Here is a 12,215-nt window from a genome sequence, read left to right as displayed (position 1 = left end):
CATGTCCGCAGCCCGAATCAACGATCGTCCCGAAAGCCTTGCGCGTCGTCGCATCCTCGATACGGCGACCGCACTGTTTTCTCTGGAGGGGGTCCGTGCAGTCGGGATCGACCGCATCATCGCCGAGGCCGGCGTTGCCAAGGCGACGTTCTATCATCACTTCGCGGCCAAGGACGACCTCGTCCGCGCCTATATCGAGGAGCTCAGCAAGGGAGGACGGGCGGCAATCGCGAGCCTTGGCCGGCGGCCACCTCGCCAGATGATCCTTGCCATATTCGATCTCATCGCCGACGCGGCGGATCAGCCGGGCTACCGCGGCTGCCCGTTTCAGAACGCCGCTGCTGAATATCCGGACCCCAGCAGCCCGGTTCGCCAGGCGATCGATCAGCATCGTCACTGGAAGTGGGGCACCCTCAGGGACTTGCTGATCGCCGACGCAGATCCCGATCCGGACCGCACCGCGGACGCGCTAACGGTGGCGGCCGACGGCCTCCTTGTCGTCAGTCATCTCGACAGGCCGGCCAATCTGCGCAGTCTCATACGCGACACGGTCGACCGAGTACTTGGGGCGCCGCGCCCGGTCTGAGATCGGGCGCGCATGCAGGCTGTGCAAAGGCGATCAGTGGATCGGCACCAGCCCGGCCAGTTCACGCATGTCGTCGAACAGGATGCCGCCGGCTTCGATCAGCCCGTCGCGGTCGGAAAGCGGGTCGCCGTGGTAGGAATAGACGCGCATGCCGGCGGCGATGCCGGCTGCCGTGCCGGCGACGCTGTCCTCGATGACGATGCAGTCGGCGGGTGCGAAGCCCATCGTCGCTGCCGCATGCAGGAAGAGGTCGGGGAACGGCTTACCGCGCGAGACCATGGTCGAGCTGAACAGCGCATGCTCGAACAGCGGCAGCAGCCCGGTCTGACCGAGCGTGATGTGCATTTTCGATACCCGTGCCGACGAGGCGACGCAGGTGGCGATGCCGGCGGCGTGCACGGTTTCGATGAACTCGCGAACGTAGGGGATGGCCTCGACGCCATGCGCGAACAGGTCCGGCAGGCCGGCGTTCCAGCGCTCGACGAAATCGGCGCCGAGGCTGACGCCGGTCGCCTCGACTTCCTTCTGCACCGAGACCATGCTGCGGCCGGAGAAATTCTTCCGGCAATATTCGAAGCTGGCCGGAAAGCCGGCCGCGGTCAGCCATTCGGCGAGGCGCCGATTGGCCAGGTTCTCGGTGTCGACCAGAACCCCGTCGCAATCGAAGATGACGAGCTTGGGTATTTTCATCAGGCCGTGCCGGTCGATCCGAAGCCGCCCGAGCCGCGCGTTGTGCCGCCAGCCAATGTGCGCTCCTCGACGGTCGCCTGCGTCACCGGGGCGAAGACGATCTGGGCGATCCGCATGCCCCGCGTCACCGCGAAATCCTCGTCGCCGAGATTGATCAGCAGCACCTTGACCTCGCCGCGATAGTCACTGTCGATGGTGCCCGGCGTGTTGAGGCAGGTGAGCCCGTGCTTGAAGGCGAGGCCCGAACGCGGCCGGACCTGGCCTTCGACGCCCTCCGGAATTTCCAGGACCAGCCCGGTCGGCACCAGCGCGCGCTTTCCCGGCAGGATCAAGAGCGGCCTGTCGTCCGGGACGGCGGCGCGCAGGTCCATGCCGGCGGCGCCCGAGCTTTCATAGGCCGGAAGCGGCAAGCCCTCGCCATGCGGCAGCCTGACGAAGCCGACAGCCGGACCGATGACGGAGGTGGGATAAAGTGCTGCGCGCATGAGGCTGATCCTATCGTCGCGAACGCCGGCTCAGTCAACTCGGCGGCAATGCTATCAACGGCTTTCTTTCAGTGCGGTTCCGCCTCAGCGCAGTTCCATCGGAACGACCGTGGTCTCCTTGATCTCCTCCATGACGAAGGAGGCCGAAACGTCGGATAGTGCCACCTTGGCGATCAGCCGTTGATAGAGCCGGTCATACGCCTTCACATCGGCGACGCGGGCGCGCAGGACATAGTCGAGATCGCCGGACATGCGGTAAGCGCCGGTGATCTCGGCAAAGCCGGTCACCGCCGCCCGGAATCTTTGCAGCCAGTCGGGATCGTGGTTGGAGGTGCGGATCAGGATGAACACCGAAAGGCCGAGCCCAAGCTTGTCGGCATCGACCAGCGCCACCCGGCCGGTGATGACGCCGTCCTCCTCCAGCCGCTTCACCCGGCGCCAGCAGGCATTGCGCGACAGCGATATTCTTGCCGAGAGCTGGTCGACGGACAGCGTGCCGTCGCGTTGCAGCTCGGCCAGCAATCTCCGGTCTATTTCGTCGATTTCCGGCGCCATGTGGGATGTTTGTCCCAAAATTCAGCCTTTCACAAGGACAATTTGAGACCGATGAACCGAACACCCATGCCAGTATACTCATCGCCGGCTCTTCATGCCGGCAGGAGGGATCGACATGACCGCACGGCTCGCAAGACTTTTCACCTCTCACCCGGCCGCGGTCGGCGAGAGTTATTTCGGCCATATGGCTTTCGCCGCATGGTTCTCGTCGCGATTGTTCATGGCGGCCTTTGCCGCGCTCGTTCATGCTTTCTTGCCGTTTCTGTTCGAGACCACGGCAAGCGGCATCATCCGTGAGCTCTATGAGCGGACGCACAACAGAGGACGGTAAGCCGCAGAGGTACCGAGCGCAGCGAGGCCGCTGGACAGCGCCGACCCTCAACAGGCCCCGCAGCGCAATCCCGATCAAGCGCCGCCATCGTCGAATGCCGAGCCAGGCTTGTATCCACGCGCCAATCCGCCATTTTGAGGATCGCGGCGCGATAGCCCGGAGCATTCACCATGGATATCGTCTTTTCCTCGACCACCAAACTGGCCGCGGCCATCCGCGACCGTACGGTTTCCGCAATAGAGGTGCTGGACGAGCATCTGGCGCAGATCGACAGGCACAATAAGGCGGTCAATGCCGTCGTAACCCTCGATCGGGACGGTGCGCGGCAACGCGCCGTCAAAGCCGACGACGCGCAGGCGCGCGGCGAGGCCCTTGGGCCGCTGCATGGCGTGCCGTTCACACTGAAAGACACGCATGAAACCGCCGGCATGAGAACCACCGTCGGCTTCCCGGCCTTCGCCGACTATGCTCCGAGGGCAGACAGTCCGGTCGTTGCCCGGCTGAAGGCGGCAGGCGGCGTGCTGGTGGGCAAGACGAACGTGGCGACGATGCTCGGTGACTGGCAGTCTGACAATCCACTGTTCGGCCGCACCGGCAACCCCTGGAACCTCCAGCGCACCGCCGGCGGCTCCAGCGGCGGTGCGGCGGCGGCGCTCGGCACTGGTATGACGCCGTTCGAGGTCGGCACCGACATGCAGGATTCGATCCGGCTGCCGGCCGCCTTTTGTGGCGTCTACGGCCTCAAGCCGACCGAGCACCGCGTCTCGCTCGCCGGCGCCTTCCCCGACCCGGGCGGGGCGCCGCGCAGCGTGCGGCTGATGTCCTGCCTCGGACCGCTGGCGCGCAGCGTCGAGGACCTGGCACTGATCTACGGCCTCATTGCCGGGCCGGATGGAAGCGATACCGACCTTGCGCCGGTACCGGTCGAAACCATGCCGGAGCTGGATCTCAGAAATTTGCGCATTGCCGTCGCCCCGTCCTTTCCGGGCTTTCCGGTGGCCGGCGAGATCAGCGCGGCGGTCGAAAGTCTGGCAAAGGAGCTTCAGTCGGCAGGCGCCATCGTCGAGGATGCCAAATTGCCGAAGCTCGACCTGCACGACGACCTGGAGCAAGGCGGTGCGCTGATCGGCATGATGCTGGAGGCGGCCCAGCCCCAACCGCGGGAGAAGCCGACGCCGGTCTCGCGCTGGTTCGAGGCGCTCGCCCGCCGCGACCGCTCCATCCTGGCGTGGGAACGGTTCTTCGACGGCTGCGACGCCTTGCTGTGCCCGGTCGCCATGGCCACCGCCTTCCCGCATTGCGAGCCGGGAACGCCGATCGGGGTCGACGGCAAGACGCAAAGCTACTGGATGCTGCCGGCCTATGGCGCGGTGTTCAACTACAGCGGCCATCCGGCACTGTCGCTGCCCTGCGGACAAGATCGCGACGGCCTGCCCATCGGACTACAGCTTGTCGGCAAACGCTGGTCGGAGCGGCGCCTGCTCGGGATCGCCAGGGCAATCGAGCCGCTGGCCGGCGGCTTTCGCCGCCCGCCCGGTTATTGAGTAAACCGCGCCAGTCCGTAGGGATCAAGCAGCGGATCGCGCTCGCCGTCGAGGATTTCGCGGGCGGCGAACAGGGCGACGGCCGGCGCCAGCGTGATGCCGGAATGCATGACCGCAACATAGACGCCGCTCGTGCCTTCGGCGCGGCCTATGATCGGAAAGCCATCGACCGGGGTCGGCCGGTAGCCAATGGTGTGGAAATCGAGTTCCAGCCCATCCGCGCCGCGCAGCATCGCCTTCATCGCCGCAAACAGGTCGCGGGCGGTGGCCGGGGCATCCATGCCGGGATCGGCGCCGCCGAAATCCGAGCCGGCGATGACGCGGCCTTCCGCCGTCTGGCGCATATGCAGGCGGTCGCCGATCACCAGGCCGTTGAGCAGCTTTTCGTAGGGGCGCGAATGCACGATCAGGCCGGGCGGCGTTTCGATCGGCAGTTCTATCCCGGCTGTGGCAGCGATTGCCGGAGAGCCGGCTCCGGCCGCGATCACCACCTCGTCGGCAGCAATCCGCCCGCCGGATGTATCGACGCCGGCAAGCCTGCCGTTGGCTTGCACCAGAGCGGTCGCGGTCGTCCCGGCTACAATTCGCGCGCCGCGCCGTTCGGCGTCGGCCAGCAGTGCTTGCGTGGCGGCGACCGGCTCGGCAACGCCTTCCTCGGCGACATAAAGGGCGAAATCGGGAAGCTCGGTCAGATTGGGCTCGATGCGGGCCGCTCCGGCAAGGTCGACACGCTCGATGCCGTAGCCCCATGCGGAGTGCTCGGCCGCATAGGCTTCGAGTTCGGGACGTGGCAGGTCCCAGCACAGGCCGCCGCACCATTGCAACGGGATGCCGGGCACCTCGTTCGCCAGTCGCGTCCATTCGGCCATCGATCGAGTCCGTAGTCGGAAGTAAGGCTGCGGATTACCCCAGCTGGCATTGATCCAGGCAAAGGAATTCGGTGTCGCGACGCCGCCGGCGCCGCTGCCGGCAACGACCGTCACCTTTGCTCCAGCCCTGGTCAGGTGCCAGGCGATGGAGGCGCCGATGATACCGGCGCCGATGACGATCACTTCTTTCGCAGCTGTCATGCTTCACTCCTCGTTCCAACGCCACCACTGCGATGCCATTGCCCGTGGGTTCTGCCAAGAGCGAGCCATATCAAATGTGCCTCTTGACTTTAATACGTACGTACGTATTTTACCTGGCATGGCTAGACATTCACTTCGCGAAAAACTTCTCGACGCCGGTTTCAAAACCATCTGGAGCTCCGGCTATTCGGCCGCCGGCGTACGCGACATAGTCGCCGCGGCCGATGCCCGTCCGGGGTCCTTCACCAATCATTTTGCCTCCAAGGAGGCGTTCACCGGCGAGGTGCTGGACCGCTATTTCGCCTATGTGAGCGGTTTGGCGGAGCAGGCCCTTGCCCGGGACGGCACGCCCCCGGTCGGGCGCTTGCGCCGCTATCTCGAAATCATCACGTCGAAGCTGGAGGCGCATGATTGGGCACGGGGCTGCATGATCGGCAATCTCAGCCTCGAGACGGCGGCTCACAGTGAGGCGCTGAGGCTGCAACTCGTCGCCATCTTCGAACGCTGGCGCAAGCCCTTTGCCGAATGCATCGCCGAGGGCCAGGCGGCTGGCGACATCACCGACGCGTTCGATGCCGAGGACCTCGCCGATTTCCTGTTGAGTTCCTGGCAAGGCGCGATGCTGCGCATGAAGGTGGAGCGCAGTCCCGAACCGCTCGAGCGTTTCAAGAATATCGTCTTCAAAACAGTCTTCGTAAAAAAGGAGCTGATCCGATGAACCCGAAACTCGAAAAGCAGCAATCCCGCACAACGGTGCCGCGCTCGGAAGTCGCGGTACTCGATTCCACCATCTCCTATGTCGAGGCAGGTACTGCCGGTCCGACGGTGCTATTCCTGCACGGCAACCCGACGTCGTCCTACATCTGGCGCGACATCATCCCGCATGTGGCGCCGTTCGGCCGCTGCATTGCGCCCGACCTGATCGGCTATGGCCAATCCGGCAAGCCGGACATCGACTATCGCTTCTTCGACCACGTCCGCTATCTCGACGCCTTCATCGAGACGCTTGGCATCAGTGACGTGGTGGTCGTCGCGCAGGACTGGGGCACCGCGCTCGCCTTCCATCTCGCGGCCCAGCGGCCGCAGCGGATCCTCGGCCTCGCCTTCATGGAATTCATCCGCCCCTTCGAGAGTTGGGACGATTTTCACCAGCGTCCGCAGGCGCGCGAATTGTTCAAGGCAATGCGCACGCCTGGCGTCGGTGAGAAGCTTGTCCTGGAAGACAACGTCTTCGTCGAAAAGGTGCTTCCGGCTGCGGTGCTGCGCACGATGAGCGATGAGGAAATGGCCTCCTACCGGGCACCGTTCCCGACGCCGCAATCGCGCAAGCCGATCCTGCGGCTGCCGCGCGACCTGCCGATTGAAGGCCAGCCCGCCGATGTCGCTGCCATCAGCGAGCACGACCATCGGGCGCTCCGGCTCTCCTCCTACCCGAAGCTGCTTTTCTCAGGCGATCCGGGGGCCCTCGTCTCGCCGCATGCGGCACGGGAATTCGCGGCCGGCATGAAGAACTGCCGGTTGATCGATCTCGGACCCGGCGCGCATTATCTACAGGAGGACCATGCCGACAGGATCGGCGCCACAATTGCCGAGTGGATTCCGGAGGTGGCCTTCGAGAGCCGAGCGACCGAATCGGCCTGACGTCGGGACGTGAACCGGCGGCAGCCGGAGAGGTCGACAGCTTAGCTCTGCCGGTGCCAAGCGATGGAGGCGCCAATGATGCCGGATCCAATGACGATGATGTTCTTGCTCACGGCCGTGTACCTTCAAACGCCCAGGACTTCTTGCCCTCATTGCCACCATGCTACAGACTTACCAAGGGCGTTGCCGGGACCGCTCTCGAAGCGGGTCGATGACGATCGCCTCACTGGAAACGTTCAGCTCAATCACATGAGGGTCATTTGCGCCGCTGGATAAAAGGGTTGGTTTTTGCTGCAGCCGGAGCCGCCATTGTCTATGCCGTCTTCTTTGGCCCGCTGCCGTTCGTTCGATCTTGGTGGCAGGACGACAACTGGCTGGATCCTTTGCATAAACGCCATCGCATCGCTGACAGCCTGGTGCTGACTGGGTGGTTGGTTGGGAAATCGCGGGCAGAAGTCCTTGCGGCGCTCGGCGCGCCGCCTGAGACCGACAAGTTCTCCGATTGGAGCCTGGTCTATGTCCTTGGCCCGGAAAGGGGATTGCTTTCGATCGACTATGAATGGCTCGCCATCCGCACGGATGATGCCGGTTCGGTCACTGAAGCGGCTGTGATCCGTGACTGAACTCGCGGCCCGCAGTGATATTCGCATCATCTGGCATTGAGTGCGAAGGGTGTTTCCGTTCGACAGGCCGGAAAAGCGCTGCTAGAAGCCCGCGCCACAGACAGGATTCCATGAAATTGGCTGAAGACATCGAACAAGCGGTATCGCGCCGCCGCACTTTCGCGATCATTGCCCACCCCGACGCCGGCAAGACGACGCTCACCGAAAAACTGCTTTTGTTCGGCGGCGCCATCCAGCTTGCCGGCGAGGTCAAGGCCAAGAAGGACCGCATCCAGACCCGCTCGGACTGGATGAAGATCGAACGCGAGCGCGGCATTTCGGTGGTCACCTCGGTGATGACCTTCGAATACGAGGACACCGTCTTCAACCTGCTCGACACGCCCGGCCACGAGGATTTCGCCGACGACACCTATCGCACGCTGTCGGCGGTCGACAGCGCGGTCATGGTGATCGACGCCGCCAAGGGCATCGAGCCGCGCACGCTGAAACTGTTCGAGGTCTGCCGGCTGCGCGATATCCCGATCATCACCTTCGTCAACAAAATGGACCGCGAAAGCCGAGACCCATTCGACATCCTCGACGAGATCGAGCAGAAGCTGGCACTGGATACAGCGCCGATCACCTGGCCGATCGGCCGCGGCAAGACCTTTTCCGGGACCTACCATCTGGCGCTGAACGCGGTGCGCAAGGGCGACGCCGAAAAGGAGCGCACGCCGGTCAATGGACCCGATTCCAACCGCGTCGCCGGCCTGTTGCCGGAGAACGAGCGCGAGGCCTTCATCGAGGAGCTGGAGCTGGCGCGCGCGGCCTGTCGCCCGCTCGACCTCGATGCCTTCCGCGAGGGCCATCTGACCCCGGTCTATTTCGGCTCGGCGCTGCGCAATTACGGCGTGCGCGACCTGATCGAGGCACTCGGCGCCTATGGGCCGCCGCCGCGCGCGCAGGAGGCCGACAGCCGCAAGGTCGAGGCGACAGAGGACAAGATGACCTCCTTCGTCTTCAAGATCCAGGCCAATATGGACCCCAATCACCGCGACCGCATCGCTTTCGTCCGCGTCTGCTCCGGCAAGCTCGAGCGCGGCATGAAGGCCAAGCTGGTGCGCACGGGAAAACCGATGAGCCTGTCGGCACCGCAATTCTTCTTCGCCCGCACCCGCGTCACGGCCGACGAGGCGTTCGCCGGCGATGTCGTCGGCATCCCCAACCACGGCACGCTGCGCATCGGCGACACGCTGACCGAAGGCGAGGAGATCCTGTTTCGCGGCGTGCCGAATTTTGCGCCTGAAATCCTGCGCCGCGTTCGCCTCGGCGATGCCATGAAAGCCAAGAAGCTCAAGGAAGCACTGCACCAGATGGCCGAGGAAGGCGTCGTGCAATTGTTCTCGCCGGAGGACGGCTCGCCGGCCATCGTCGGTGTCGTCGGCGCCCTGCAGCTCGATGTCCTGAAAGAGCGGCTGAACTTCGAATACACCCTGCCGGTCGATTTCGAGATGTCGCGCTTTTCCGTCTGCCGCTGGATATCGGCCGACGACAGGGCCGAGCTCCAGCGCTTCATCGAGGCGCATCGCGGCGACATCGCCCGCGATCTCGACAACGATCCGGTGTTCCTCGCCCAGCACGCCTTCTCGCTCAACTACGAGGCCGAGCGCTGGAAGGCGATCCGCTTCACCGCGGTCAAGGATTATCAGGTCCGCGACAGGGCGGCTTGAGCTGTTGGTTTTCCCTTCTCCCCTTGTGGGAGAAGGTGTCGCCGAAGGCGACGGATGAGGGGTGTTCCAGAAAACACCAACGTCTCATTCCGTCCCACACCCCTCAACCGTCTCGGCGCTTCGCGCCGATCCACCTTCTCCCACAGGGGGAGAAGGCAAGATCGCGTTCCATTCACCCCTTGGCTGCCTCTTCGATCTTGGCGATGTCGATCTTGCTCATCTGCATCATCGCCTGCATCACGCGGCCAGCCTTTTCCGTGTCGGGGTCCAGCAGCAGCCTGGGCAGCTGTTCGGGAACGACCTGCCAGGAGAGGCCGAATCTGTCCTTCAGCCAGCTGCACTGGCTGGGCTGGCCACCGCCCGCGATGAGCCTGTCCCAGAAATAGTCGACCTCTTCCTGCGTCTTGCAGTCGATGGAGAGCGAGACTGCCTGGGTGAACTTGAATTGCGGGCCGCCGTTGAGCGCCTGGAACTGAACGCCGTCGAGCTCGAATGAGACCATCAGCACCTTGCCCTCATTATCGCCGCTGCCCTTGGGCCAGCGCATCACGCTCAGCACCTTCGAATTCTTGAAGATGGAGATGTAATGGTTCATGGCCTCCTCGGCCTGGTCGTCGAACCACAGGCAGGGGGTGATCTTTTGCATTCGCTTGCTCCTCGGGCTGGTTTTGGCTTGTTTCGCTCGCAAACGGCCGGCTGGCAATTGATGCCCGGTCCGCCGTCTGCTCAAGGACGCTCGAGCAAACCACGATCCGACAGCGCTTCTGACTTTTTTACGGCCTGGACCGGCTGCGTCTTTGGCTGGCCGCTCGTTCCGCACCCTGGCGCAGCGCAAAATTGTGGCCAGACCAGAGTGTGCCGTCTATAAGGCCTGCGGCTCAATTCCGGTTTTCCGCACCTTTGGGCGCGACGCAGACAGCAAGGACAGTTCAATGCCCGCCTACCGTTCCCGCACCACCACCCATGGCCGCAACATGGCCGGCGCCCGCGGCCTGTGGCGCGCTACCGGCATGAAGGATTCGGATTTCGGCAAGCCGATCATTGCCGTGGTCAATTCCTTCACCCAATTCGTGCCGGGCCATGTCCATTTGAAGGATCTCGGCCAGCTGGTTGCCCGCGAGATCGAAAAAGCCGGCGGCGTTGCCAAGGAGTTCAACACCATTGCCGTCGATGACGGCATCGCCATGGGCCATGACGGCATGCTCTATTCGCTGCCGTCGCGCGAATTGATCGCCGACTCGGTCGAATACATGGTCAACGCGCACTGCGCCGACGCGATGGTCTGCATCTCGAATTGCGACAAGATCACGCCCGGCATGCTGATGGCGTCGCTGCGCCTCAACATCCCGACCGTCTTCGTCTCCGGCGGGCCGATGGAGGCCGGCAAGGTGGTGCTCGCCGGCAAGACCCAGGCGCTTGACCTGGTCGACGCTATGGTCGCAGCCGCCGACGACAAGGTGTCCGACGAGGACGTCAGGATCATCGAGCGCTCGGCCTGTCCGACCTGTGGCTCCTGCTCCGGCATGTTCACCGCCAATTCGATGAACTGCCTGACCGAGGCGCTCGGCCTCTCGCTGCCCGGCAACGGCTCGACGTTGGCCACGCATGCCGACCGCAAGCGGCTGTTTGTCGAGGCCGGTCATCTGATCGTCGATCTCGCCCAGCGCTATTACGAGCAGGACGATGACACCGCGCTGCCGCGCAGCATCGCCTCGAAGGGCGCCTTCGAGAACGCCATGACGCTCGACATCGCCATGGGCGGCTCGACTAACACGGTCCTGCACATCCTCGCCGCAGCACATGAGGGCGAGGTCGACTTCACCATGGAGGACATCGACCGGCTGTCGCGGCGGGTGCCGGTGCTGTGCAAGGTGGCTCCGGCCAAGGCTGACGTCCACATGGAGGATGTCCATCGCGCCGGCGGCATCATGGCCATCCTCGGCCAGTTGGATAGCGCCGGGCTGATCAACCGCGACCTGCCGACGGTGCACGCCGCAAGCCTCGGCGAAGCGCTCGATCATTGGGATATTTCGCGCACCACCAGCCAGAATGTCCGCGATTTCTTCCTGGCGGCACCCGGCGGCGTGCCGACGCAAGTCGCGTTCAGCCAGGACCGCCGCTGGGACGATCTCGATCTCGACCGCGAGAAGGGCGTCATCCGCTCGGCCGAACATCCTTTCTCCAGGGATGGCGGCCTTGCCGTGCTGAAAGGCAATCTGGCACTCGATGGCTGCATCGTGAAGACGGCGGGCGTCGATGAATCGATCCTGAAATTCACCGGTCCGGCAAGAGTGTTCGAAAGTCAGGACGCCAGCGTCAAGGCGATCCTGTCGAACGAGATCAAGGCCGGCGATGTCGTCGTCATTCGCTATGAAGGGCCACGCGGCGGACCCGGCATGCAGGAAATGCTCTACCCGACCAGCTATTTGAAGTCGAAAGGCCTCGGCAAAGCCTGCGCACTGATCACCGACGGTCGTTTTTCCGGCGGCACCTCCGGCCTGTCGATCGGCCATGTCTCGCCGGAAGCCGCGGAAGGCGGTCTGATCGGGCTGGTCAGGGAAGGCGACACGATCGAGATCGATATCCCCAACCGCACCATCAGGCTTGCTGTCGACGACGCCGAACTCATCGCCCGTCGCGCCGCGATGGAGGCCAGGGGAACGGCTGCCTGGAAGCCCGAAGAAAAGCGCAAGCGCAAGGTGACGACGGCCTTGCGCGCCTATGCGGCGATGGCGACAAGTGCCGCCAAGGGGGCGGTGCGGTACGTGCCGGAATAGAGGCTTTTCCTTCTCCCTTTGTGGGAGAAGGTGGATTGGCGCGCAGCGCCAAGACGGTTGAGGGGTGCTGGACGGAGTGCCGCCGGCGCCAAGCTGGAACACCCCTCGTCTGGCCGCTTCGCGGCCACCTTCTTCCACAAGGGAAGAAGGGAAGGGCCGCGCCTGAAGGTTCCGCCTTGCGGCAGCACGCTGCATGGAAAGAAA

Annotated in this window: 13 protein-coding genes; 8 read left to right on the top strand and 5 right to left on the bottom strand. The window is 64.1% G+C overall.

Annotated features, from left to right (window positions below; genetic code table 11):
• Nucleotide 1: 1 nt before the first annotated feature.
• Nucleotides 2-586 (top strand): TetR/AcrR family transcriptional regulator, encoded by a 585-nt coding sequence (locus tag NKI39_RS00970; protein ID WP_352767202.1) that lies wholly within the window; start codon nucleotides 2-4, stop codon nucleotides 584-586.
• Between the two features lie 33 nt (nucleotides 587-619).
• Here the strand turns inward: NKI39_RS00970 and NKI39_RS00965 are convergent, their stop codons facing one another.
• The 3 genes from NKI39_RS00965 to NKI39_RS00955 form a co-directional block, all read right to left on the bottom strand.
• On the bottom strand, nucleotides 620-1,276 hold the full coding sequence (locus tag NKI39_RS00965) for an HAD family hydrolase (RefSeq protein WP_352458656.1): 657 nt from the start codon (nucleotides 1,274-1,276) through the stop codon (nucleotides 620-622).
• The gene (gene dut, locus NKI39_RS00960) at nucleotides 1,276-1,761 is read right to left on the bottom strand and encodes a dUTP diphosphatase (protein WP_023717930.1); all 486 of its coding nucleotides are present in this window, start codon (nucleotides 1,759-1,761) and stop codon (nucleotides 1,276-1,278) included. Before dut ends, NKI39_RS00965 begins: the two co-directional genes overlap by 1 nt.
• Nucleotides 1,762-1,845: 84 nt before the next feature.
• Nucleotides 1,846-2,316, bottom strand: a complete 471-nt coding sequence (locus tag NKI39_RS00955; protein ID WP_023676368.1) for an Lrp/AsnC family transcriptional regulator — start codon at nucleotides 2,314-2,316, stop codon at nucleotides 1,846-1,848.
• A 115-nt stretch (nucleotides 2,317-2,431) separates the two neighbouring features.
• Here NKI39_RS00955 and NKI39_RS00950 point away from each other — a divergent pair, with 115 nt between their 5' ends.
• Nucleotides 2,432-2,647 (top strand): DUF6356 family protein, encoded by a 216-nt coding sequence (locus tag NKI39_RS00950; protein ID WP_352469961.1) that lies wholly within the window; start codon nucleotides 2,432-2,434, stop codon nucleotides 2,645-2,647.
• Nucleotides 2,648-2,817: 170 nt separating this feature from the next.
• Nucleotides 2,818-4,191, top strand: a complete 1,374-nt coding sequence (locus NKI39_RS00945; RefSeq protein WP_352830334.1) for an amidase — start codon at nucleotides 2,818-2,820, stop codon at nucleotides 4,189-4,191.
• Here NKI39_RS00945 and NKI39_RS00940 read toward each other — a convergent pair.
• Nucleotides 4,185-5,261 carry an NAD(P)/FAD-dependent oxidoreductase gene (locus NKI39_RS00940; RefSeq protein ID WP_352767205.1) on the bottom strand — a complete coding sequence of 359 codons (1,077 nt, stop codon included), beginning with the start codon at nucleotides 5,259-5,261 and terminating at the stop codon, nucleotides 4,185-4,187. The two genes, NKI39_RS00945 and NKI39_RS00940, sit on opposite strands and share 7 nt — an antisense overlap.
• Nucleotides 5,262-5,379: 118 nt before the next feature.
• On the opposite strand from NKI39_RS00940, the gene NKI39_RS00935 reads away from it, so the two are divergent.
• The 4 genes from NKI39_RS00935 (at nucleotide 5,380) to NKI39_RS00920 (ending at nucleotide 9,234) form a co-directional block, all read left to right on the top strand.
• Nucleotides 5,380-5,979, top strand: a complete 600-nt coding sequence (locus tag NKI39_RS00935; protein ID WP_352614617.1) for a TetR/AcrR family transcriptional regulator — start codon at nucleotides 5,380-5,382, stop codon at nucleotides 5,977-5,979.
• A complete protein-coding gene (locus tag NKI39_RS00930) occupies nucleotides 5,976-6,902 on the top strand; it encodes a haloalkane dehalogenase (protein ID WP_352767207.1) in 927 nt (308 codons plus the stop codon). Before NKI39_RS00935 ends, NKI39_RS00930 begins: the two co-directional genes overlap by 4 nt.
• 260 nt (nucleotides 6,903-7,162) lie before the next feature.
• Complete coding sequence (locus tag NKI39_RS00925) at nucleotides 7,163-7,525, top strand: hypothetical protein (protein ID WP_352767209.1); 363 nt, start codon at nucleotides 7,163-7,165, stop codon at nucleotides 7,523-7,525.
• 116 nt (nucleotides 7,526-7,641) lie between these two features.
• The gene (locus NKI39_RS00920) at nucleotides 7,642-9,234 is read left to right on the top strand and encodes a peptide chain release factor 3 (protein WP_023676361.1); all 1,593 of its coding nucleotides are present in this window, start codon (nucleotides 7,642-7,644) and stop codon (nucleotides 9,232-9,234) included.
• 172 nt (nucleotides 9,235-9,406) lie between these two features.
• On the opposite strand, the gene NKI39_RS00915 is transcribed toward NKI39_RS00920, so the two are convergent.
• Nucleotides 9,407-9,880 carry a VOC family protein gene (locus tag NKI39_RS00915; protein WP_352743080.1) on the bottom strand — a complete coding sequence of 158 codons (474 nt, stop codon included), beginning with the start codon at nucleotides 9,878-9,880 and terminating at the stop codon, nucleotides 9,407-9,409.
• A gap of 286 nt (nucleotides 9,881-10,166) precedes the next feature.
• Here NKI39_RS00915 and ilvD point away from each other — a divergent pair, with 286 nt between their 5' ends.
• On the top strand, nucleotides 10,167-12,011 hold the full coding sequence (gene ilvD, locus NKI39_RS00910; RefSeq protein WP_352767211.1) for a dihydroxy-acid dehydratase: 1,845 nt from the start codon (nucleotides 10,167-10,169) through the stop codon (nucleotides 12,009-12,011).
• The last annotated feature ends 204 nt before the right edge of the window (nucleotides 12,012-12,215 follow it).

Origin of the sequence: Mesorhizobium sp. M0664 (assembly GCF_040320565.1) — a bacterium.
Classification (GTDB): domain Bacteria; phylum Pseudomonadota; class Alphaproteobacteria; order Rhizobiales; family Rhizobiaceae; genus Mesorhizobium.
The sequence above is the reverse complement of the archived record's forward strand: the minus strand, read 5'-3'. Positions and strand labels throughout refer to the sequence as shown.